Origin of the sequence: Trinickia terrae, from assembly GCF_005144415.1 — a bacterium.
GTDB classification, from domain to species: domain Bacteria; phylum Pseudomonadota; class Gammaproteobacteria; order Burkholderiales; family Burkholderiaceae; genus Trinickia_A; species Trinickia_A terrae.
This window is the reverse complement of record NZ_SWJE01000027.1, coordinates 41,020-62,549: the sequence shown is the minus strand read 5'-3', so window position 1 is coordinate 62,549 and position 21,530 is coordinate 41,020. Positions and strand designations below refer to the sequence as shown.

At 65.5% G+C, this 21,530-nt stretch carries 18 protein-coding genes and 1 pseudogene; 8 read left to right on the top strand and 11 right to left on the bottom strand.

The features are described 5' to 3' along the window. Positions 1 to 424: 424 nt before the first annotated feature. Genes FAZ69_RS31840 through FAZ69_RS31830 form a run of 3 tightly spaced genes read right to left on the bottom strand, consistent with a single transcriptional unit; the run spans position 425 to position 4,642 of the window. Positions 425 to 1,504, bottom strand: coding sequence for an ABC transporter permease (locus tag FAZ69_RS31840; protein WP_136899262.1), 1,080 nt, complete (start codon positions 1,502 to 1,504; stop codon positions 425 to 427). Further along, on the bottom strand, positions 1,501 to 2,985 hold the full coding sequence (locus FAZ69_RS31835) for a sugar ABC transporter ATP-binding protein (RefSeq protein WP_136899254.1): 1,485 nt from the start codon (positions 2,983 to 2,985) through the stop codon (positions 1,501 to 1,503). Before FAZ69_RS31835 ends, FAZ69_RS31840 begins: the two co-directional genes overlap by 4 nt. Before the next feature lie 7 nt (positions 2,986 to 2,992). Further along, positions 2,993 to 4,642, bottom strand: a complete 1,650-nt coding sequence (locus FAZ69_RS31830) for an ABC transporter substrate-binding protein (protein WP_136899252.1) — start codon at positions 4,640 to 4,642, stop codon at positions 2,993 to 2,995. Between the two features lie 1,021 nt (positions 4,643 to 5,663). Here FAZ69_RS31830 and FAZ69_RS31825 point away from each other — a divergent pair. Both FAZ69_RS31825 and FAZ69_RS31820 read left to right on the top strand, forming a co-directional pair. Then, positions 5,664 to 6,494, top strand: a complete 831-nt coding sequence (locus tag FAZ69_RS31825) for a MetQ/NlpA family lipoprotein (RefSeq protein WP_136899250.1) — start codon at positions 5,664 to 5,666, stop codon at positions 6,492 to 6,494. A gap of 32 nt (positions 6,495 to 6,526) precedes the next feature. After that, positions 6,527 to 7,531: an ABC transporter substrate-binding protein gene (locus FAZ69_RS31820; RefSeq protein WP_136899248.1), complete on the top strand. Its 1,005-nt coding sequence runs from the start codon at positions 6,527 to 6,529 to the stop codon at positions 7,529 to 7,531. 57 nt (positions 7,532 to 7,588) lie between these two features. On the opposite strand, the pseudogene FAZ69_RS31815 reads toward FAZ69_RS31820, so the two are convergent. Both FAZ69_RS31815 and FAZ69_RS31810 read right to left on the bottom strand, forming a co-directional pair. After that, a pseudogene (locus FAZ69_RS31815) lies at positions 7,589 to 7,933 on the bottom strand (ABC transporter permease); the annotation flags it as partial. A gap of 12 nt (positions 7,934 to 7,945) precedes the next feature. Beyond that, the gene (locus FAZ69_RS31810; RefSeq protein WP_136899246.1) at positions 7,946 to 8,848 is read right to left on the bottom strand and encodes a TauD/TfdA dioxygenase family protein; all 903 of its coding nucleotides are present in this window, start codon (positions 8,846 to 8,848) and stop codon (positions 7,946 to 7,948) included. 294 nt (positions 8,849 to 9,142) lie between these two features. Here FAZ69_RS31810 and FAZ69_RS31805 point away from each other — a divergent pair, with 294 nt between their 5' ends. The 3 genes from FAZ69_RS31805 to FAZ69_RS31795 are packed head-to-tail and all read left to right on the top strand — an operon-like array spanning position 9,143 to position 11,870. Further along, entirely contained in the window at positions 9,143 to 10,195 is a 1,053-nt protein-coding gene (locus FAZ69_RS31805; RefSeq protein ID WP_136899244.1) for an aliphatic sulfonate ABC transporter substrate-binding protein, read from the top strand. 50 nt (positions 10,196 to 10,245) lie between these two features. Next, entirely contained in the window at positions 10,246 to 11,112 is an 867-nt protein-coding gene (locus FAZ69_RS31800; protein WP_136899242.1) for an ABC transporter permease, read from the top strand. Beyond that, a complete protein-coding gene (locus tag FAZ69_RS31795) occupies positions 11,109 to 11,870 on the top strand; it encodes an ABC transporter ATP-binding protein (RefSeq protein ID WP_136899240.1) in 762 nt (253 codons plus the stop codon). The genes FAZ69_RS31800 and FAZ69_RS31795 overlap by 4 nt, the downstream gene beginning before the upstream one ends. 517 nt (positions 11,871 to 12,387) lie before the next feature. Here FAZ69_RS31795 and FAZ69_RS31785 read toward each other — a convergent pair. From FAZ69_RS31785 to FAZ69_RS31765, 5 genes are all read right to left on the bottom strand, one after another. Then, entirely contained in the window at positions 12,388 to 14,388 is a 2,001-nt protein-coding gene (locus FAZ69_RS31785) for a family 2A encapsulin nanocompartment cargo protein cysteine desulfurase (protein WP_136899236.1), read from the bottom strand. Then, positions 14,363 to 15,295: a family 2A encapsulin nanocompartment shell protein gene (locus FAZ69_RS31780; RefSeq protein ID WP_136899234.1), complete on the bottom strand. Its 933-nt coding sequence runs from the start codon at positions 15,293 to 15,295 to the stop codon at positions 14,363 to 14,365. The genes FAZ69_RS31785 and FAZ69_RS31780 overlap by 26 nt, the downstream gene beginning before the upstream one ends. Before the next feature lie 95 nt (positions 15,296 to 15,390). After that, positions 15,391 to 15,621, bottom strand: a complete 231-nt coding sequence (locus tag FAZ69_RS31775; RefSeq protein ID WP_136899232.1) for a helix-turn-helix domain-containing protein — start codon at positions 15,619 to 15,621, stop codon at positions 15,391 to 15,393. Next, the gene (gene epsC, locus FAZ69_RS31770; RefSeq protein ID WP_136899230.1) at positions 15,618 to 16,565 is read right to left on the bottom strand and encodes a serine O-acetyltransferase EpsC; all 948 of its coding nucleotides are present in this window, start codon (positions 16,563 to 16,565) and stop codon (positions 15,618 to 15,620) included. The genes FAZ69_RS31775 and epsC overlap by 4 nt, the downstream gene beginning before the upstream one ends. Positions 16,566 to 16,568: 3 nt before the next feature. After that, a complete protein-coding gene (locus FAZ69_RS31765) occupies positions 16,569 to 17,033 on the bottom strand; it encodes a rhodanese-like domain-containing protein (RefSeq protein ID WP_136899228.1) in 465 nt (154 codons plus the stop codon). 316 nt (positions 17,034 to 17,349) lie between these two features. Here FAZ69_RS31765 and FAZ69_RS31760 point away from each other — a divergent pair, with 316 nt between their 5' ends. Genes FAZ69_RS31760 through FAZ69_RS31750 form a run of 3 tightly spaced genes read left to right on the top strand, consistent with a single transcriptional unit; the run spans position 17,350 to position 19,969 of the window. Then, on the top strand, positions 17,350 to 18,189 hold the full coding sequence (locus FAZ69_RS31760) for an ABC transporter permease subunit (protein WP_136899226.1): 840 nt from the start codon (positions 17,350 to 17,352) through the stop codon (positions 18,187 to 18,189). Then, on the top strand, positions 18,186 to 18,929 hold the full coding sequence (locus FAZ69_RS31755) for an ABC transporter ATP-binding protein (protein WP_136899224.1): 744 nt from the start codon (positions 18,186 to 18,188) through the stop codon (positions 18,927 to 18,929). Before FAZ69_RS31760 ends, FAZ69_RS31755 begins: the two co-directional genes overlap by 4 nt. 35 nt (positions 18,930 to 18,964) lie before the next feature. Beyond that, positions 18,965 to 19,969 carry an NrtA/SsuA/CpmA family ABC transporter substrate-binding protein gene (locus FAZ69_RS31750; protein WP_136899222.1) on the top strand — a complete coding sequence of 335 codons (1,005 nt, stop codon included), beginning with the start codon at positions 18,965 to 18,967 and terminating at the stop codon, positions 19,967 to 19,969. 13 nt (positions 19,970 to 19,982) lie between these two features. On the opposite strand, the gene FAZ69_RS31745 is transcribed toward FAZ69_RS31750, so the two are convergent. Continuing rightward, the gene (locus FAZ69_RS31745) at positions 19,983 to 21,485 is read right to left on the bottom strand and encodes a DHA2 family efflux MFS transporter permease subunit (protein WP_240702553.1); all 1,503 of its coding nucleotides are present in this window, start codon (positions 21,483 to 21,485) and stop codon (positions 19,983 to 19,985) included. Between the last annotated feature and the right edge of the window lie 45 nt (positions 21,486 to 21,530).

Below are 21,530 nucleotides of genomic sequence, written 5' to 3'. Positions count from 1 at the left end.
AGCACTCAGTCCTGCCAGCGATAGCGGTCTAGGGCAAGCGTCACCGCTCGCCGCGCGGCCCGTTCGCACGTGGCACCGAATGGCCTTGCAACGAAACAAATTGAAGAGTTCGATTTGCCTGCGCCGCATCGCAAGACAAGGGTCTTCGGACCTTGCCTGACGATCAGTATTGATTTGATTCGAATCGGCGCAATTCCGTGCCGCGTGCTAACGGGAGGTACGGCGAGCGACAACAGTGGCCCACAGAACGCTATCGCCAACAGCACTGAGTGCCTCCGGGCCGAGGCCGTCCGCCCAGGACACGCCTTTGGTTACTTTGGGCAAGACCAAAGTGACCCCGGTCCCGGGGAGGGACGGACTATACGCACCGCCGCGAATTCAAAGTTGCTCGACAAACCCAAACAGCAACACCAAAAACCCGAAATCACCCATCACCACGCTTGCCGACGCTAAACGTGAAGGCCAGCGCGCCGACCAGCAGCGCCCCCTTGATGAAGTCCTGCATGTAGTACGGCGCGTTGAGCATGGTGAGCCCGTTGAGCAGCACGCCGACGAACACGGCGCCGATCACCGTGCCGAGCACGTTCGGGCGCTTGACCCCGCCCACCGCATAGCCGACCAGCGACGCCGCCACCGCATCGAGCAGCAGCGAGTGGCCCGCGCTGACGTCGCCGCGCCCGACCCGGGCCGCGATCAGCACGCCGCCCAGCGCCGCGATCGCGCCCGATGCGGCGTAGGCGGCGACGCGGTAGCGCACGGTCGGCGCGCCGGCGAGCCGAGCGGCCGTCTCGTTGCCGCCGATCGCATACAGCACGCGCCCCCAACGCGTCGTTTCCATCACGATGCAGGCGAGCGCCGTCAGCAGCACGAGCACGATCACCGGCAGCGGCACGACCTCGAATACGCGCAGTCGTCCCAGCGCAAGGAAGGCGTCGGGGAAGATGCCGGACGCCTCCGTGCCGTCCGGCAGGATCGTACCGGTCGTGAGTGAACGGCCTCCCGTCGGAATCAACTGCAAGCCCGCGAGCAGGAACAGCGTGCCGAGCGTCGCGAGCTGATCGGGCACGCGCAGGCGCGCGATCAGCAACGCGTTGAACAATCCCGCCGCGACGCCGAGCGCGAGACACGCGGCGACCGCCGCGGCCGTCCCGCCATGCCAGACGACCAGCACATAGCTCGCGGCCATCTGCGCGGACGCGGCGATGCTGCCGACCGACAGGTCGAAACCACCCGCCGCCAGCGTGACCGTCACGCCGATCCCGAGCAGCGCGGTGATCGATACGCTTTGCAGGATGCTGAAGAGATTGTCGATGTCGAGAAACGCAGGCTGCTCGATCGCGAACACGACGACGAGCGCAGCCAGCGCGAGCAGCATGCCGCTGCGCTCCAGCAGGTTGCGCCATGCCTGAGGACCTGGAGCACGCGTGGTGGACTTGCTGTGCGCGGACTGCGCCACAGCGCTGACGACGGCGGAACGTTCGCCGGAGGACGTGCGGGTCTTCATCCCCATGATTGAAGCTTTCGAGTGGAGGAAAGATCGGGCGCGCCGCGATCGAAATGCACGACGCGGTCGGCGACTTCGAGGGCCTCCTCGAGATCGCCGACGAACACCAGCGTCGCGCGTGAATGCGCATGACGGCGCAGCAGATCGACGATGTCGGCGCGCGCGCCGGCATCGACGCCCTGGAACGGTTCGTCGAGCAGCAGAAGACGCGCGGGCTCGGCATGCCAGCGCGCCAGCGCGACTTTCTGCTGATTGCCGCCGGAGAGCCGCGCCGGCCGGTCGTCCGGCCCTCGGCAACGGATGCCGAAGCGCTCGATCGCATCCACGGCGGCCTGCCGCTCGCGGCGCTCGTGCACGAAGCCGCGGGCGAACCAGCGCGGCAGGAAAGGAAAGCCGATGGTGCCCGCGATCGTTGCGAACGGGACGCCGTCCGGGAACAGCGAGGTGCGGCGGCGGTCCTCGCCGAGCATGAACACGCCCGCGCGGATCGCGGCGGCGGGCGAGCGCGGCTGCCAGCGCATGCCGTCGAGCGCAACGGTCCCTTCCATCGCCCGCGAGACACCGAACAGCGTGCGCGCGAAACGCGTTTTGCCGCTGCCGACGGGGCCGGTGATCGCGACGATCTCGCCGCGCCGCACGTCGAGGTCGAACGGCGCACTGTCGGTGCGCAAGCGCAGGCCGCGAATGCTGAGCGCCGGGCTGCCGTCGTGACTGACCTTGGGATCGCCCTGCGGTCGCACAGCCCGCAGCGGCCGTCCGAGCATCGCTTCGAGCGCGGCGTCGAAATCGATCGGCGAGCGCATCTCGCCGACGATGCGGCCGTCGCGCATCACGGCCACGCGGTCCGCAAGCCGCCGCAGATCGCCCTGGCGATGCGAGACCAGCAGCGTGGCCACGCCTTCGGCGCGCAAACGGTCGATCAGCTCGAAGAGGCGCTCGGCTTCGGCCGCGGACAGGCTCGCGGTCGGCTCATCGAGGATCAGCAACGCAGGGTGCGCCGCGAGTGCCCGCGCGATCGTCACGCGTTGCTGCGCGGCGAGCGGCAGGCTCGCGAGCGGCGCATCGAGATCGACCTCGAGCCCGACCCGCGCGGCACGCTGCGCGGCGGCGCGACGACGCGCGCGTGCGGGCAGGAACCACGGCGAGCCCGCAGCGCAGAACTGGTCGAGCAGCAGATTGTCGGCGACGGAGAGCGTCGGCACGACCGCATCGGCGATCGCCTGATGCACGGTCGCGACGCCGCACCGGAGCGCATCATGCGGAGACGCCGGCTCGAACGGCGCGCCGGACAGCGTCAACGCGCCGCGATCGGCGCGATACACGCCGCTCAGTATCTTCACGAGCGTCGACTTGCCCGCGCCGTTTGCGCCCATCAGGGCGACGACCTCGCCCGCCTCGATCGAGAGATCGACGTGGTCGAGCGCAACGCTGGAGCCAAATTGCTTGCCGATGCCGGCGGCACGCAGAACGGGAGACGGCATCTCCACACTACTCCAGCCACACGCCGTCGAAGCGGTGGCTGCCCAAGGGCGAAAAGACCATTCCCTTGACGCGCTTCGAGACGGGAAGAAAGACGATCGAATGGGCGATCGGCGTGAACGGCACCTGCTGCTTGAACACCCCCTGCGCCTGCTGATAAAGCGCCGTGCGCCTGTCGACGTTCGAAGTCGAGCGCGCATCGTCGACGAGTTGGTTGAACGTGCGGTCGCACCACTTGGACAGGTTGCTGCCGTGCACCGCATCGCAGCCGAGCAAGGTGCCCAGCCAGTTATCCGGGTCCCCGTTGTCGCCCGACCAGCCGTACAGGATGGCGTCGTGCTCGCCGCCCTGCTTCGCCCGGCGGTTGTATTCGCCCCACTCGTAGCTGACGATCCGCGCATGGACGCCGATCTTCGCCCAGTCCTGCTGGATCAGCTGCGCCATCAACTGCGCGTTCGGGTTGTAGGGGCGCTGCACGGGCATCGCCCAAAGCGAAATGTCGAAGCCGTTCGGAAAGCCGGCCTGGGCCAGCAGCGCCTTCGCCTTGGCCGGGTCGTATGGCGCGTCTTTCAGGCTCTTGTCGTATGACCACTGCGCCGGCGGCATCGGATGGGTGGCGACCGTCGCGTTGCCCGCGAACACGGCTTGAATGATCGCGGGCTTGTCGATCGCCATGTCGAGCGCGCGGCGCACCTCCACCCGGTCGAGCGGCGCATGCTGCGTGTTGTAGGCGACGAACCCGACGTTGAAGCCGACGCCCGACACCACGGTGAGCCCTGGATTGCGCTTCACGGTGTCGAGATCCGCCGGCCGCGGGAACGCCGATACCTGGCACTCGCCGACGGCAAGCTTCTGGATGCGCACCGCGGGATCGGGCGTGATCGAGAAGACCAGATGCGCGAGCTTCACGTCGCCGGGGCGCCAGTAGTCCGGATTCGCGTCGTAGCGGATCACGGCGTCCTTCTGATACGAGCGGAACACGAACGGACCCGTGCCGACCGGCAGCTGATTGATGTCGGCCTCGCGATGCTCCGCGGCGAGCTTCGCCGCGTATTCGGCGGACAGAATCGACGCAAAGCTCATCGCGAGATTGCGCACGAAGATCACGTCGGGCTGCTTCAGCTGAAAGCGCACCGTGTAGTCGTCGAGCTTGTCGATGCGCTCGATGTTCTTGTCGAAGCCCAGGTCGCTGAAGTACGGGAAGCTCGTCGGGTATGCCTTGCGGAACGGATCGCCGGGATCGAGCATGCGCTTGAACGTGAACAGCACGTCGTCGGCGTCGAAATCGCGGCTCGGGCGGAACCAGGCCGTGGCCTGGAACTTCACGCCGCGCCGCAAGTGGAAGGTGTAAGCGCGCTCGTCAGCCGACACGTCCCAGCCCGTTGCGAGCGCCGGTTCCGGATCGAGCGTGCCGAGGCGGAACTGCACGAGCTCGTTGTAGACGGTATTGGTGCTCGCGTCGAAATCCGTGCTGGTCGTGTGCTGGCCCGGATCGAAACCGGCGGGGCTGCCTTCGGTGCAGAACACGAGCGTCCCTGTTGGCGCCGCGTGAGCCGACGGCGCGGAGAGCAGCAGACCGAAGATTGGCGGCGCGAGCAGGCAAAGCGAGACCGCGAGACGCGCGGCGAGCAGCGCGAGGATGCGATGGGTATTCGTCATTGAGCGTCTGGCCGGATCGGCGCAACCCGGCTCCAGCAACAGCAGATCTCGGCTCATGTCAGGCTAGGGGCTGTGGTGGAAGAATGCAGTCATTCTCGGCAGCCGGCGATTCGTTGACCACCAATGGATTCGCAGAACAATATGCGTGGCGGAGCTAAGGGCTTGCTGGTCAACGTGGCTTTGGGGTCTTGCCGTTTAGGGTTTAGGGTTTAGGGTTTAGGGTTTAGGGTTTCGGGTTTCGGTTTCGTGCAACTTTGAATTCGCGGCGGTCCGTATAGTCCGTCCCTCCCCGGGACCGGGGTCACTTTGGTCTTGCCCAAAGTAACCAAAGGCGTGTCCTGGGCGGACGGCCTTGGCCCGTTAGCACTCAGTCCTGTTGGCCGTAGCGGTCTTTGGGTTCTCGCGTCTCCGCACGCCGAACCACCGAAGCGCACGCGGCTCGTGGTCGCCCAGCTTCGAAACACATTGACGGCGTCGATTTGGCAGCGCTCCGATCCTGCCTTCTCCTTCTGGTCACACGGCCCGCACGGCTTCCCTCTGCCGAACGGATAGGTTGATCAGATTTAGGTTTCGTGGCGCATGCGTCGCAAGACGAGCCTTTTCAGGCCTTTCCCGACTGCCCACATGGGTTTGATTCGAAGCCGAGGCGACCACGAGCCGCGTGCGCTTCGGCGGTTCGGCGTGCGGAGACGCGGGAACCCAAAGACCGCTACCGCCGACAGGACTGAGTGCGCTTCGGCCAAGGCCGTCCGCCCAGGACGCGCTTTTGGTTACTTTTGGCAAGGACAAAAGTGACCCCGGTCCCGGGGAGGGACGGACTATACGGACCGCCGCGATATCAAAGCTGCACGACAACCTAAACAGCAAGAACAAGCCCCCCTTCCCCCCAAAACCACATCACACATTTCAATCTGTAGATATGACCTCATCCCCCCATGAGCAACGTCCGCAAAGTTATTTGTCAGGCACCCGCCCCGTTCCTTAGCATCGCCCCATCTTCAACCACGCAATTCATGACTCTATGCAACGACACAAGCGAAACCTGCTCAAGGCCGCGCTGGCCGCCCTCTTCCTCGGCTCGAGCCTCGCAGGCTCAGTGCCCGCGGTCGCCGCGGAACAGACGCTGCGCGTCGGCATCATGTCCGGCGAGGACGAGGACGTGTGGCGCGTCGTCGCCGCGAACGCAGCGAAGCACGGCCTCGCGATCAAGGTCACCACCTTCCAGGACTACACGCAGCCGAACGAAGCGCTCTCGCAGCACGACCTCGACCTGAACTCGTTCCAGCACAAGCCGTATCTCGATGCGCAGATCAAGGCGCGCGGCTACAAGATCGTGCCGGTCGGCTACACGTATGTGCAGCCGATCGGCCTCTACTCGCACAGGGTGAAGTCGGTCGCGGACCTGCCGCAGGCCGCGACGATCGGCGTGCCGAACGACCCGAGCAACGAAGGCCGCGCGCTGCTCCTGCTGCAATCGCTCGGGCTCATCACGCTGAAAGCCGACGTCGGGCTGCTGCCGACGGCGCGCGACATCGCGAAGAACCCGAAGAACATCCACATCAAGGAGCTCGACGCAGGCATCGTCGGACGCGCGATCGACGACCTCGACGCGGCGGTCATCAACACCGACTGGGCAATCAAGGCCGGCATCCGGATTCCGCAGGAACGGATCGCGCAGGAGAAAGTGCCGAACAACCCGTACCGCAACTTCATCGCGGTGAACGAGCAGGATGCGAACGCGCCGTGGGTTCGCGCGCTCGTGGAGAGCTATCAGCAGCCGAACGTGTCCGCCGAGATCCTGAAGGTCTATCACGGTGCGACGCTGCCCGCGTGGGACAGCGCGCAGAAGTAGCGCGGCGGCGCCGGTTCACAGGGAGACGTTCGATGCACGCATTTTCCGCAAACCGCCGCCGTCTGCTTGCGCTCGGCGCGGCTCTGGCGGCCAGCCCGCTTGGTGAGCGCATCGCGCTCGCGTCCACCGCGCCGGAACCCGCCGCCGAGCTGGCCGGCGTCACGTTGCGCGTCGCCACCTACAAGGGCGGCTGGCCGCCGCTCCTCGCCGCGGCCGGGCTCGCGGACACGCCCTACAAGATCGAGTGGCACGAGTTGAACAACGGCCTGCTGCATATCGAAGCCATCAACGCCGATGCGCTCGATATCGGCTCCGGCAGCGAGATTCCCGCGGTCTTCGCGGCGCGCCGCAAGGCGAGCGTGAAATTCATCGCGCGCACCCGCGAAGACTTGAACAATCAGGTGACGCTCGCCCGCAAGGACACGCCCATCCAGCACATCGCCGAGCTGAAGGGCAAGCGCGTCGGCTACGTGCGCGCGACTACCTCGCACTACTTCCTGTACCGGCAATTGACCGAGGCGGGCTTGTCGTTCGACGACATCCACGCGGTCAACCTCGCGCCGGCCGACGGCCTGTCCGCATTCGACCGCGGCGACCTCGACGCCTGGGCGATCTACGGCTACAACGGCCAGCTCGCGCGCAACCGCTACGGCGCACGCGAGCTGGCGACGGGCAAGGGGTATCTGTCGGGCAACTTCCCGATCTACGCGAACCCCCGCGCGCTCGACGACGCGCGCCGCCGCGCCGCGATCGGCGACCTGCTCGTGCGGCTGCGGCACGCGTATGCGTGGGCGAATCCGCATTTCGTCGAGTATGCCCGCGCACAAAGCGCCGAAACGCGCGTGCCGGCCGGCGACCTGGTCGCCATGTTCAACCGGCGCAGCGACGACTACTCGCTGCTGCAGGTGACGCCCGACGTGATTGCGGGGCATCAGGAAGTCGCGGACGCATTCGCGCGTATCGGCGTGCTGGACGGTCCGGCGAACGTCGCCCCGTTCTGGGACGCTTCGTTTGCGCCGATCATCCAGTCCGCGTGAAGCGGGCTCCTTCTCTCGCAGCAGGCTCATCCACGATCATCGCCCAATGCAAGGCCCTCAAAGCTGCATGCCCCAGCGGCGCACCGTGACCCGCTCGAGCGTATCGAACACCAGATGCTCGACCAGCAGGCCGATCACGATCACCGCGACGAGCCCGGCAAACACGCGGTCGGTGTAAAGCTCGTTGCGGTTCTGGAAGATGTACCAGCCGAGCCCGCCCTGCCCCGCGCTCGCGCCGAACACCAATTCCGCCGCGATCAGCGTGCGCCACGCGAAGGCCCAGCCGACCCGCAGGCGCGCGAACCGCAAGGTCGCGGACAACGCCGCGCGAAACGAATACGACATGAATTCCCTCGTGTACAGGTGTGGATGGTTCGGCCCGGTCCGCTTGGCCGCGGCCGGCCGCTTGCCAGGTCAGAACGGCACGTCGCCTTCGATCGTCGTGCGATAGAGCTTGCGGCGCAGATGATCGGGCGTGCCGGCGGCCAGATGCATCAGCGAGCGGTTGTCCCAGAACACGAGGTCGTGCGCCTGCCACTGGTGGCGATAGAGATGCTCGGCACGCACGCTGTGCGCAAACAATTCGTCGAGCAGCGCACGGCTTTCGCCGTCGGGCAGATCCACGATGCGCGTGGTGAAATGCTCGCTGACGAACAGCGCCTTGCGGCCGGTCTCGGGATGCGTGCGCACGACGGGATGCACGACCGGCTCGACCTCCGCGATCTGCTCGGCGGAGAGGTTCGGCCGCCACGGGCTGCGCGCCTGCAATTCCGCATAGCGCGCCAGATAGGTGTGCTCGGCGCGCCGTCCTTCGATCGCGCGGCGCAGATGCGCCGGCAGCGAGTCCCACGCCAGGTGCATGTTCGCGAACAGCGTGTCGCCGCCCTCGGCCGGCAGCTCCTGCGCATGCAGGAGCGAGCCCAGGCTCGGCTTTTCCTTGTACGACAGGTCCGAATGCCAGAAATGGCCCGCGTCGCCGAGCCCGACGGGCTTGCCGTTCTCGACGATGTTCGACACGATCAGCACTTCCGGATGACCGGCGAGCGCGAACTGATGCAGCACGTGAGTCTGCAGCGGCCCGAAGCGGCGGCTGAAGTCGATGTGCTGCCGCGGCGTGATGCGCTGGTCGCGAAACACCAGCACGTGATGATCGAGATGGGCGCGGTGGATGCGCGCGAAATCGTCGGCGGCGAGCGGCTTCGATAGATCGAGACCGATCACCTCGGCGCCGAGCGGCGCATCGAACGCGCGAATCTCGAAGCGCAGTAACGGGGTTTCGGACGGTTGGCGGGTGGCGGATGCAATCTCTGTGCTCACGATGGATGCGTGTCTTCAACGAAACGAAGACGCCCAATCTACGAGTGCGCCCCATCGAAGGTCAACAAAGCAAATCCGATACGTTTATCTGCTTCAGTCATAAAGCCGCTGCTAATGCAGCCGAGCCGCCGTGCCGCCTGGGAGCCGATTGCATACGGCGCGCGAAGATCGGCAAACCGGCATTCTCCGCAATAGCGCCTTGACTGCTTTGATTCTGAACTTTAGTTGGTTCGCATCCGCGAGCGGTTTCGTTACATTGAAAGTTCAGATCACATGCAACCGTAAGGACAATCAATGGCACGGGTTCGGGGCTTGGCATTCTTCGTTCGGGCACACCAATCGCCCGGCCGCCGCGCGCGGGTATTGCGCCACTTCTTGACGACGGCAGCGGCCGCGCTCGCGCTCTGCTACTTCGGAACCACGCAAGCCGCGCCGCTTGCCGAACTGAGGCTCGACTACGCGTACTACTCGCCGGAAAGCCTGGTCATCAAACGCAACGGCTGGCTGGAACAGGAATTCGCCGCCGATCATACGCAGGTCAAGTGGGTGCTGAGCCTGGGCAGCAACCGCGCGCTCGAGTATCTGAACAGCGGCGCCATCGATATCGGCTCGACAGCAGGCCTGGCCGCCGTGCTCGGCAAGGCGAACGGCAATCCGATCCGCGCCGTGTATATCTTTTCTCGCCCGGAGTGGACCGCGCTCGTCGTGCGCAAGGACTCGCCCATCGAACGACTCGCCGATCTGAAAGGCAAAAAGATTGCCGCGACCAAGGGCACCGACCCGTTCCTCTTCACCTTGCGCGCGCTGCACACGGCGGGCCTCTCGCGCGACGACGTCGAGCTCGTGAATCTCCAGCATCCGGATGGCCGCACCGCCCTCGCAAACGGACAGGTCGATGCCTGGGCTGGGCTCGATCCGCACATGGCCGCCGCGCAGATCGATGACGGCGCGCGCCTGCTTTACCGTAACGTCGACTTCAATACGTGGGGCTTCCTGAATGCACGCGAGGACTTCATCCGCGAGCATCCGGACGCGCTTGCCCGCGTGCTGAAGGTCTATGAAAATGCGCGCGTGTGGATCGCCGCGCACCCCGGCGATACGGCGAAGATCGTCGCCGAAGAATCGAAGGTGTCGCTCGCAGTCGCGAAGCTGCAACTCAGCCGCAACGACTTCAGCCATCCGCAACCCGGCGCGCAGCAGATCGACGCTCTCAAAGCGGCGGCGCCGATCCTCATCGACGAGCAACTCGTGAAAAGCGGCACCGATCTCAATCAGGTCATCGACGCGCTGATCGATGCGAAAATCGCGCAGCCCGTGATCGCGACGGCGAGCAACAGCGCGAAATGACGCCCCGCTACGACTCCCGCAAGCAGTCGGCACTCGCACGGTGTTGAATGATGGCTGCAACTGAAGAGACTCTCGCGCTCACAGGGCGCGACTCGCAACCGTTGTCCGCGAGCGAGCCTGCGTCAAGCGAACGGCCGAGCGATCCCTTGCGGGCGTGGCGCTACGCGGGGCTTGCACTACCCTTCGTTTTCCTCGCCGTGATCGAAGCGCTGGTGCGTGCGTCGGTGTTGCCGGGGCATCTCGTGCCCGCGCCGAGTTCGATCGCGCAAACGCTGTGGGACCTCGGCGGCGCGCGCCTCGCGCGACATCTCGGTGCGAGCGTCGCGCGCGTATATGCGGGCTTCGCGCTCGGCTCGGCGCTCGCGCTGCTGATCGGCGCGGCAATGGGGCTGAGCCGGCGCGTCGATGCGCTGCTCGACCCTGCGTTTCAGGCGCTACGCGCGATTCCGTCGCTAGCATGGGTGCCGATCCTGCTCCTCTGGATGGGCATCGACGAAGCGCCCAAGATCACGCTCATTGCCATTGGGGCATTCTTCCCCGTACAGCTCAGCGTTGTCGCCGGCATACATGGGGTCGACCGCAAGCTGATCGAATTCGGCGAGCTCAACCGGCTGACGCATCGCGCGATGTTCACACGCATTCTCCGGCCCGCGTCGATGCCGCAAATCTTCACGGGCCTGCGCACGGGGCTGAGTCTCGCATGGATGTTCATGGTCGCTGCCGAACTGATCGCCGCGACACGCGGCCTCGGCTATCTACTGAGCGACGGGCGCGAGACCGGCCGCCCCGATCTCGTCTTCGGCGTTATTCTGCTGCTGGCGTTGCTCGGCAAACTCAGCGACGGCGCATTCAAGGCCATCGAGACGCGCGTGCTGTCGTGGCGTGATGCGCGCCACATCTCGGGAGACGCGCAATGACGCCACCTCGCGCACCGTTGCTCGAAGTGCGTGGGCTCACGCGGCGCTTCGGGCAACGCACGGTATTCGAGCAGGTATCGTTGGAACTGGGCCGCGGCGAGATCGTGAGCCTCGTCGGTCCCAGCGGATGCGGGAAAAGCACGCTGCTGCGGGCGATCGCGTGCCTCGACAAACACGCCGGCGGTTCGGTTCTGCTTGAAAAGCAACCGCAGCGCGGCCCCTCCGACAGAATCGGCATGATCTTTCAGGAGCCCCGGCTGCTGCCATGGCTCAGCGTGGCTGACAATATCGCCTTCGCCGCCGGGCCGGGACAGGGACAGGGACACGATCCGCGCGTCGATGCTCTGCTCGCCGAAGTCGGTCTGCCTGGTATCCGCGACGCGCTGCCGAAGCAATTGTCGGGCGGCATGGCGCAACGCGTCGCGTTGGCGCGCGGCCTGTTCGCGGAGCCCGACCTATTGTTGCTCGATGAGCCGTTCAGCGCTGTCGACGCCATCACGCGCTCGCGATTGCAGCACCTATTGCTTTCGCTGACGCACGCGCGCGGCACGGCGGTGCTGCTCGTCACGCACGATTTGGACGAAGCGCTTTCCCTCTCCGACCGCATTCTATTGTTATCGTCGCCGGGCGATGACCGCCCGAGCCGCATCGCGCGTGCGCTCCACGTCACCTCGCCGCGGCCTCGAAACCTCCGCGATCCTGCGCTGGATGCACTGCGCGATGCTTTGCTGGATGGTATTGCGTCAGGTCCGGGTTGAATGCGTTGGGTTATCTCGCGTCCTGACACTCGCTAACAGAACTGGCTTCGTTTTTTTGCGCTGAGGCTCTCTCTTTCAATCCGCGGCGTCACTTCGTCCGCGCGAACGAGCAGGTTGTCGAATTCGAGGCTGCCGCTTGCCGTCATCCGCTGCCCCATGCCGCGCCTCGCGCGACGCAGCGCCTTCGCCGATTGCCTTCGCGAGCGCTGGCAACGCGGCCAGCGCCGCCTGGAGCGGCAAACGCGCGGCAGGGCTGGTCGAGTCTTGGGCAGGCATCGTTGTTCCTCGTGCTGGACATGCGGACCGGCACCGGCGCGCCGGGCGTCGAATTTTCGTCGACAGCCAAGCGTGCCAGTATAGGGACGCGTCCTCGCGCGAATAACAACCGATTCGCGCTTACGTTATTCGCGTGTGTGCAATAAAAGCGAACGCACAATGCAATGAAGCATGGCACCGAACGGCGCCATGCTTCATGAGGAACGACAAGCGGGCAGGCTGCCGGGGCCTCGGCCTTCGATCAGATCCGGCGCGCCGAGAGATGGCGAATGACGGACACCATCGCATCGACTTCATCGCACGTGTTGTAGAACGCGAGCGAGGGCCGCACCGTCGCTTCCAGACCGAAGCGACGCAGAATCGGTTGCGCGCAATGGTGCCCCGAGCGCACGGCGATGCCCTCTTCGTTCAGCGCACGCCCGACCTCTTCCGTCTCGTAGCCCTTCAGCACGAACGACAGCACACTCGCCTTGTCACGCGCGGTGCCGATCAGCCGCACGCCGGGCACAGGCCCGAGGACGCTCGTCGCGTACTCGAGCAGGTCGTGCTCGTAGCGGGCGATGTTGTCGATGCCCACGCGTTCCACGTAATCGAGCGCGGCGCCAAGCCCGACCGCGTCGGCAATGTTCCCGGTGCCGGCCTCGAAACGGTTGGGCGGCGGCTGAAACACCGTGCGCTCGAACGTCACGTCCGCAATCATGTTCCCGCCACCCTGCCACGGCGGCATGTCGTCGAGGATCGCGCGCTTGCCGTACACGACGCCGATGCCCGTCGGCCCGAAGATCTTGTGGCCGGAGAACACGAAGAAATCCGCATCCAGCGCCTGCACGTCGACACGCATGTGCGACACCGACTGCGCGCCATCGACGAGCGCCTTCGCGCCCGCGCGATGCGCAAGCTCGACGATCTCGCGCACGGGCACCACCGTGCCGAGCGCGTTCGACACCTGCGTGACGGCGACGATCTTCGTGCGGTCGCTGAGCAGCTTGCGGTATTCGTCGAGCAGCACCTGCCCTGAATCGTCGACAGGGATCACGCGCAGTTTCGCGCCCGTCTGCGCGGCGAGCTGCTGCCACGGCACGATGTTCGCGTGATGCTCGAGATGCGACACGACGATCTCGTCGCCTTCGCCGACATTGCGCACGCCCCATGTCTTCGCGATCAGGTTGATCGCTTCGGTCGTGCCCCGCACGAACACGATCTCGTCCGGCGACGAGGCGCCGATGAAGCGCTGCACCTTGCTGCGTGCGGCCTCGTAGGCATCCGTGGCCCGGCCCGCGAGCGCGTGCGCGGCGCGGTGGATGTTCGAGTTCTCGTGCTCATAGAAATACGCGAGACGATCGATCACCGGCTGCGGCTTCTGCGTGGTCGCCGCGTTGTCGAACCAGACCAGCTGCTTGCCGTTCACGCGCTCCTGAAGGATCGGAAAATCGCGGCGGATCGCGTTGACGTCGAACGGCGGACGGCCCGCCGGCACAGCGGCCTCGGCCCCGCGCGGAGCAGACACGGCGCGCGCGCCCTCGACGAAGTACGGCACGCCCCCGCGCGGCAATCCATGGATGTCGGCAGAAGGCGCAAAGCGCTGAATCGACAGCAGATCACGCAGATCGTCTTCCCCAGGCAGGCCGAATGATTGGGGCGCAGCCGTCCCGCCCGACGGCACCACGATCTCCTCGGAAGAACGCGTCCAGCCACGTCCCGGCGTGTCGATGAAGTAGTAAGGCGACGCGGGCGTGTTGCCCTGCACGGGCGGCACGCCGAGCGCAGTCCCGCCTGCGCGGGGCTCCAGCGCCGGCGCGATCGTGACCGCGTTGTCGGGGAGGCCGTTCTGTGCCGCCGCATGAGGCGCGAGCGCCGGCGCGCGATTGCCGAGCGACAGGACATGCGTCGGCGCGGCAGGCAACAGGTTCGCACCCGGCACCTTGCCCGGCGGGACCGGCGCGCCGGGCACGCCCGTCCCGGTACCGCCCGGCCCCGCCAGCGGCGAGCCGGGCGGAGCGGGATTGCTGACCGACGAAAGGATCGGCGCGGCGGCCGGCAACGCCGAGGGCAATCCCCCCACCGCTCCGCTTCCCGCCGACACGTCAGGCGCGGCAGCGCCGCCCGGCAACGTACTGAAGAACTCGTTCGCGAGGCGCGCAAGCAGCGCCGGATCGGGCAGACCGGCCGGGAACCCGGGCGCCTGCACGCCGGGCAACGGGCCGGCGCTCAGAGGATTACCGGTAGGTGTCTGGATAGTCATGGTACTTGCCGATCTCCACGTCATCGAGCACTGCGAGCGCGTCAGGCGAATGAACCGCGAGCGAGCAATACAGCGAAATCAGATACGACGCGATCGCCTGATTGTTGATGCCCATGAAGCGCACCGACAACCCGGGACCCTGCTCGCCCGCGACGCCCGGCTGATAGAGGCCGACCACGCCCTGGCGCTTGTCCCCGACACGCAGCAGCAGAATCTTCGTCTTGCCGTCGGCGACGGGCACCTTGTCCGATGGAATCAGCGGAATGCCGCGCCAGGTGATGAACTGCGAGCCGAACAGGCTGACCGTCGGCGGCGGCACGCCGCGGCGCGTGCATTCGCGGCCGAACGCGGCAATCGCCAGCGGATGCGCGAGAAAGAAGGCCGGCTCCTTCCACACCTTCGTCAGCAATTCGTCGAGATCGTCCGGTGTCGGCGCCCCCGTCAGCGGGAAAACGCGCTGCTCTTCATCGACGTTCGCCAGCAAGCCGTAGTCGGGATTGTTGATGAGCTGGCCTTCCTGAATCTCCTTGATCGTCTCGATCGTCAGGCGCAACTGCTCCTTGATCTGATCGTGCGGGCTGCTATAGAGGTCGGAAATCCGCGTGTGCACGTCGAGCACCGTGCTCACCGCATTCAGGAAATACTCGCGCGGCTGTTCTTCATACGGAACGAACGTGCTGGGGAGCGCGCCTTCGTCCTCTCGCGCGGTGCAGGCTGCCTGGACCGCTTGCGGGTCCTTCACGCGGTTGAGCCGGTAGATGCCTGCCTCGACGGGCACCCATTGCAGCAAATGCGTGAGCCAGCGTGGCGTGATGGTCGAGAGCTGCGGGACGGTCTTGGTGGCATTGGCTAGCTGCCGTGCTGCGTTATCGCCGAGCGCGGTCTGGCCGCTCGCTAACGTCGACATGGAAAGGCTCCAGATTGATAGAAGAAAAACGGGAATGCTTACGAGAGCGGGGAATTATCGAGAGCCTCAAAAACCGGCTCAACATGCTATAGCCATCATCCGGCAACGCCTCTGGACGGCACGCACAGTAGCTTTTCAATCGGCACATTGAAGGCGCGCGCAAGCTTGTCCGCGGTGACGATGGATGCAATCGCCGTCCCCCGCTCGATCTCGCCGACGTACGAGCGGTTCAGTCCCGCGTACTCGGCGAGCTGTTCCTGCGACCATGCATGCACCTCACGCAGTGCACGCACGGTCGCGCCGAAATCGCGCACGAGCGTCGTCATCCGAGTGCACCGGCGGCGATTTGGGTAGCCCCGGGCGAAGGCCGGGCAGATTCGCTGCGCAGCATGGCTTGCGTCACGAGACTGCCCGGCGCGACGTCTTGCGTAATCCAGACGTTGCCGCCGATCGTCGCGCCGCGCCCGATCGTCACGCGGCCGAGAATCGTCGCGCCCGCATAGATCACGACGTCGTCCTCGACGATCGGGTGACGCGCCATCCCTTTTTCGAGGTGACCGTTCTCATCGACGGGAAAGCGCTTCGCGCCCAGTGTGACCGCCTGGTAGAGGCGCACCCGCTCGCCGATGATCGACGTCTCGCCGATCACGACGCCGGTACCGTGATCGATAAAGAAACCGGCGCCGATCTGCGCGCCGGGATGGATGTCGATGCCGGTCTGCGCGTGCGCAAGTCCCGCAACGATGCGCGCCAGCAGCGGCAACCCGAGGCCATACAGTTCGTGCGCGAGGCGGTGGTGGATCATCGCGAGCACGCCCGGGTAGCAAAGCAGCACCTCGTCCACGCTGCCGGCGGCGGGATCGCCGTGATAAGCGGCGATCACGTCGCTGTCGAGCAGCGAGCGGATGCCGGGCAGCCGCTGCGCGAACGCGCGCACGGCGGCAATCGCGCGCGCCTCGACGGGCTCGCTTTCCGCCGTCTCGCGTCGCGCCGCATACTGCAATTCGAGCCTGGCCTGCGCCAGCAAGCCGTGCAGCGCTGCATCGAGTGCATGTGCGACGTAAAGGTTTTCGCTTTCCTGACGCAGATCGGGCGGCCCGAGCCGCATGGGAAACAGCGCGCCTTTCAGGGTGTCGACCACCGTCGACAGAGCGTCGCGCGAAGGCAGGTCGCGTCCGCCGGGTTCGAGCGCGCGCTTCTGTGCGTCGCGCCAATGTTGCCGGACGGCGTGAAGCGATCCGGCGATGCTGTCGATATCGAATACCGCCATGGGCTAGTCCTGCACCCAGGGCAGCCCGTGGAATCGCCAGCCGTTGCGGCCGCCGCGGTGCTGTCCTTCGTCCAGTTCGCCTTCGAAACCTTCGAGCACGTTGTACGCCTGAGTGAAGCCGGCCTTCGCGGCCGCCTCGGCGGCAAGCGCCGAGCGATTGCCGCTGCGGCACAGCAGCAGCACCACGGCGTCCTTGCCCGTTTTGGCCTCGAGTTCGCGCACGAAGCGCGGGTTGCGCGTCAGGCTCGTGCCCGTTGCCCACGGCACGTGTACCGAGCCCGGCACGTAGCCGACGAACTTGCGCTCCTCGGCCGTGCGGACATCGACGAGCAGCGCGGTGCCGCCCGAAATGAGCGCCCATGCGTCACGCGGCGCCACGCCGCCTGCATAGGGCAAACCTGCCGCCGCCGCCGTTGCTCGTGCCGTCTCGAGCACCTCGGCCGGTCGTTCTTCGAGTACTGCCGCCATTGCGCCTCCTTTCTGGTTCGGTTGTGCCGCGGAATCACGGCGAGCCGTCTATAGCCATCAGGAGTCGATGATGCTCGGCGAGACTCTGGATCAGAACCAATTAAATTTCATTTCTAAATATGCGATTCGCGGTACAGCATCGCTCGCGACGCAGCCCCGGGCGCCGCCGGTAACTGAAAAGCAAAGCATGAAAAACCGTTTGTCATCGCGATGCCAAGCGCCCTTTAATAACGAGCTCGCCTTCGCTAGGCGCCGACATCCTCAGATACGCGCCCGGCATCCGGCTAACTTTTTTCACGGCTATTCTGGAACTGGCATGGCTGACTTAACTTCTTCCCGCAGCAGCCATGCCATTCCGAAACGGATGCGCCTGGGTGCTTCGAAAGGCGGGCTCTACACGCTGCTGTCGTGGACCGTCCCGGTTCTCGTCGTGGTCATTTGGGAGGCTGCGGCGCGTATTGGACTCGTCGCCCCTCAAGTACTCCCGGCCCCGAGCAGTGTCGTCGAAACCGCCTTGGGTCTGGCCATCGACGGTGATCTCTTCGTTCACCTCGGCGTTTCGCTTCTACGTGCCGTCGCGGGCTTCGCAATCGGTGGAGCGATCGGCCTCGTGCTTGGCCTCACGGCCGGCTTCTCGCCGCTGGCGCAGGCGCTGTTCGATCGTTCGATCCAGATGGTGCGCGCGATCCCCTTCCTTGCGATGTTGCCGCTCGTCATCGCCTGGTTCGGCGTGGGTGAGGCCGCGAAGATTTTTCTCGTCGCGCTCGCGGTCCTGTTCCCCGTCTATATCAACACCATGCTGGGCATCCGCCAGATCGATCCGAAGCTGATGGAGCTCGCCAAGGTGATCGGGCTGAACCGGACTGCGATCGTGCGGCGAATCATTCTCCCGGGAGCGATGCCGTCGATCCTCACGGGCGTCCGCTATGCGCTCGCCCATGCCTGGCTCGCGCTGGTCATCGCCGAAACACTCGCGACGACAAAAGGCATCGGCTTCCTGGCCATGGATGCCCGCGAATTCCTGCAAACCAACGTCATTCTGCTGACCATGATCATCTACGCGATCATCGGCGTCGTGGCGGACGCGCTGGTGCGCTTGCTCGAAGCCCATTTCCTGTCATGGCATGCGAATTACGCCCAGGGAGAGCACACGTGACTCCTGGCATCGCTCTGTCCCGTGATTCCGATGTTTCGGCACCCGCGGAGGATCGCGTCAGTTCGCTCCCTCTAGCCGTATCGGTGCGTGGCCTGCAGCGCCGCTATGGCGCGCGTGCCGTCATCGATGCGCTGGACCTCGATATTCATCAAGGTGAATTCGTCGCGCTGCTGGGTGAAAGCGGCTGCGGCAAGACCACGCTGCTGCGCGCGCTGGCCGGGCTCGATTTGCCTGACGCAGGACGGATCCGCGCGCCTGAACGGCCTTCCGTCGTGTTCCAGGAGCATCGCCTGCTGCCATGGGCCACGTTGTGGGAGAACGTGGCGCTCGGTCATGAAACCACGGTCGGCCGGGATGGCGCGGCCCGTGCCCTGGCCGAAGTCGGACTGTCCGGTCGCGAGGACGACTGGCCGCGCAACCTGTCAGGCGGTCAGGCGCAACGCGTGGCGCTGGCGCGAGCCCTGGTTCGCGATCCCGCGCTCCTGCTGCTCGACGAACCGTTCGCGGCGCTCGATGCGCTCACCCGGATCAAGATGCACGGACTCGTCAAGGAACTCGTTGCCCACCATCGGCCGGGCGTGCTGATCGTGACGCATGACGTCGACGAGGCACTCGTTCTCGCCGACAGGATTCTTGTCATGCGCTCTGGACGAATCGCCGCGTCCTTCCAAACCAAAAACTGCATGCCGCAGGAACTGCGGCCCGCCCTGCTAGAAGAGTTGGGCGTTCAGTCTCACTGATCGCTTTCCCGCATCACTCAAAGGACCCGACAAGGATGAATGATTCTTCGCTGAGTCGCCGCCAGCTGTTGCGCGCGGCGGGTGGCCTGCTGGCCGGCGCCGCCGCCGGCAGCCTGCTCCCCTCGCGGGCGGCCGAGCCGCGCAAGCTGACACGCAACACCGATACGGTTCGCATCGGTTGGGGATACGGCAGCCTTCCGGACATTGCCAAACAACGCGGTGTGTTCGAAAAGACGCTCGCCGCCAAAGGCATCAAGGTCGAGTGGATCGGCCCGTTCCCGAACCATGCTCCTTCGATTCAGGCCGTGGTGGGCGGCAGTGCGGATTTCGGCTTCTGGGGATCGACGACCCCCGCGTTGGCGGCGATGCTGGCCGGATCTCCGATCGTCTTCAATGCGTTCGATGTCTATGCGCCCCGCTCGACTGCCATCATCGTGAAGAAATCGAGCGGCATCAACTCGGTCGCCGATCTGGCGGGCCGCAAGGTCGCCGTCAATCGTTCGGGGCTCGGCGAATTCCTGCTCATTGCTGCTTTGGAAAAGAATCGTGTTGACCGCGACAAGGTCCAGTTCGTCTACCTGAATCCGCCCGATGCCGCGCCGGCGTTTGCGCAAGGCAAAGTCGACGCCTGGTCGATGTGGTCGCCGGCGGTGGACATCTCGCGCTTTACGAACGACGCCAAGGACATCTTCAATGAGGGACGCGACCTCGATTTCCTGATCGACTACAGCTCGCTGGTGACGCGCCGGAAATTCACCGAAGAGAACTCGGAGCTGATTCGCGCCGTGATCGACGCTTACTATGTCGAAGGCGCTTGGCAATCGACGCATGCCACCGAATCCGAGCAGCTCGTGCAGGGGGAGGCCAAATATCCGGATCAGGTGCGCGACTATCTGGCCAGCCTGAAGCGTGTGAATCAATTCCACGAACCCGACGACGCCGCTTTCATCGCGCAGTTCCAACGGGCCGCCGACTGGCTCGCGGAACGCAAGATCATCCACTCGCGAATCAAGGTCGCGGATTACAGCGTCAGGGTTTGATGACGCAATTGGCTCAGTAGCGCTCTGTCGCTGCCGCGTTGCCGGTCGTGGGTGCGGGGCGCGCTGTCGTTACGTCTTGGTTAACAGCATCCGGTTGCACACCTGCGCCGCCTGGCTGCCCGCGACGCAACAACACACCGCCCAGCACACCCGCCGCCGCCGCGAAGATCGCACCGAACAGAAACGCCATGTGGTAACCGCTATTGAGCGCCGCCGTGGCGCTTGCGGAAGCCCGCACCGCGTCGCTGCGCGCGGCAGCGAGACTGGCGAGCACCGCGAGGCCGAGTGCGCCGCCCATCATGAACGACGTATTGACGATGCCGGACGCGAGGCCCGAATCGCCCGGATCGACGTCGCTCATGGCAGCCAGCAGCACGGGATTGAATACGATGCCCGCGCCGACGCCGAACAGGATCATGCCGGGCAGCACGTCGAATACGAAGTTGCCGTTCACCGGCGCCCGTGCGAACAGCGCGAGGCCGCACGCCGCAACGAGCAGCCCGACCGCGAGCGGAAGACGCAAACCGAAGCGCATGACCAGGCGCGCCGACAGGCTCAGCGAAAAGAACCCCATGATCAGACTGGCCGGCAAAAACGCGAGGCCGACCTGCAAGGGCCGGTAGCCGAGCACGCGCTGCAGATACAACGCGGAGATGAAGAACCACGCGAACATCGCCGCCGCCCAAAGCACGCCGACCAGATTGGCAGTCGCGACATTGCGCAAGCGGAACAGACCAAGCGGCATCAACGGATGCTGCGCACGCGCTTCGATAGCGAGAAACGCCGCCAACAGCGCCAGCGCGACCAACAGCAGGCCCAGCGTCTGCGCCGAGATCCAGCCCGCTTCATTGCCGTTCACCACTGCGTAGACGGCGAGCATCAGCGAGGCTGTCACCGTCACCGCGCCGGCCATGTCGAGCCGTTCGCCATGAGCATGGCCGGGGGCTGACGGCAAGAGCGCAACGCACAGCGCATAGACGGCGATGCCAATAGGCAAGTTGACGAGAAAGATCCAGTGCCAGCTCAGCAGGTTGGTCAGCAGGCCGCCGAGCAATACGCCGATGGTGCCGCCCGCCGAGCAGACAAAACCGTACACGCCCATCGCTTTGGCCCGTTCGCCGGTCTCGGTGAACAGATTCATGATCAGCGAAAGCGAAACAGCGGAGACGACCGCGCCGCCCAAACCCTGCACGGCGCGTGCGCACACCAGCAGGATTTGCGAATTCGCCATGCCGCATGCGAGCGACGCCAGCGTGAACAGCGTAATGCCGCCGAGGAACAGCTTGCGGTGTCCGTAAAGATCGCCGAGCCGCCCGCCAAGCAACAGGCAGCCGCCGAAGGTGAGCATGTAGGCGTTGACCACCCACACCAGCGAGGTTTCGGTAAAGCCGAGGTCCGCGGCGATCGACGGCAATGCAACGTTCACGATGGTCGTGTCCAGCACGATCATCAGCACGCCCAGGCAGAGCACGATGAGGGCAAGCCAGCGCTTGCGTTCGTCGATGCCATGCGTCATGGAACTGCTCCTGTCGGATGCTGCCGGTCCAAGCCTGCGCAGCGG

Coding starts and splice junctions, on each gene's coding strand:
- FAZ69_RS31840 (WP_136899262.1), bottom strand. CDS start 1,504: ATGAAGACCCGCACGTCCTCCGGCGAACGTTCCGCCGTCGTCAGCGCT.
- FAZ69_RS31765 (WP_136899228.1), bottom strand. CDS start 17,033: ATGGCGGCAGTACTCGAAGAACGACCGGCCGAGGTGCTCGAGACGGCA.
- FAZ69_RS31745 (WP_240702553.1), bottom strand. CDS start 21,485: ATGACGCATGGCATCGACGAACGCAAGCGCTGGCTTGCCCTCATCGTG.
- FAZ69_RS31825 (WP_136899250.1), top strand. CDS start 5,664: ATGCAACGACACAAGCGAAACCTGCTCAAGGCCGCGCTGGCCGCCCTC.
- FAZ69_RS31820 (WP_136899248.1), top strand. CDS start 6,527: ATGCACGCATTTTCCGCAAACCGCCGCCGTCTGCTTGCGCTCGGCGCG.
- FAZ69_RS31785 (WP_136899236.1), bottom strand. CDS start 14,388: ATGACTATCCAGACACCTACCGGTAATCCTCTGAGCGCCGGCCCGTTG.
- epsC (WP_136899230.1), bottom strand. CDS start 16,565: ATGGCGGTATTCGATATCGACAGCATCGCCGGATCGCTTCACGCCGTC.
- FAZ69_RS31830 (WP_136899252.1), bottom strand. CDS start 4,642: ATGACGAATACCCATCGCATCCTCGCGCTGCTCGCCGCGCGTCTCGCG.
- FAZ69_RS31780 (WP_136899234.1), bottom strand. CDS start 15,295: ATGTCGACGTTAGCGAGCGGCCAGACCGCGCTCGGCGATAACGCAGCA.
- FAZ69_RS31805 (WP_136899244.1), top strand. CDS start 9,143: ATGGCACGGGTTCGGGGCTTGGCATTCTTCGTTCGGGCACACCAATCG.
- FAZ69_RS31775 (WP_136899232.1), bottom strand. CDS start 15,621: ATGACGACGCTCGTGCGCGATTTCGGCGCGACCGTGCGTGCACTGCGT.
- FAZ69_RS31760 (WP_136899226.1), top strand. CDS start 17,350: ATGGCTGACTTAACTTCTTCCCGCAGCAGCCATGCCATTCCGAAACGG.
- FAZ69_RS31750 (WP_136899222.1), top strand. CDS start 18,965: ATGAATGATTCTTCGCTGAGTCGCCGCCAGCTGTTGCGCGCGGCGGGT.
- FAZ69_RS31800 (WP_136899242.1), top strand. CDS start 10,246: ATGGCTGCAACTGAAGAGACTCTCGCGCTCACAGGGCGCGACTCGCAA.
- FAZ69_RS31795 (WP_136899240.1), top strand. CDS start 11,109: ATGACGCCACCTCGCGCACCGTTGCTCGAAGTGCGTGGGCTCACGCGG.
- FAZ69_RS31835 (WP_136899254.1), bottom strand. CDS start 2,985: ATGCCGTCTCCCGTTCTGCGTGCCGCCGGCATCGGCAAGCAATTTGGC.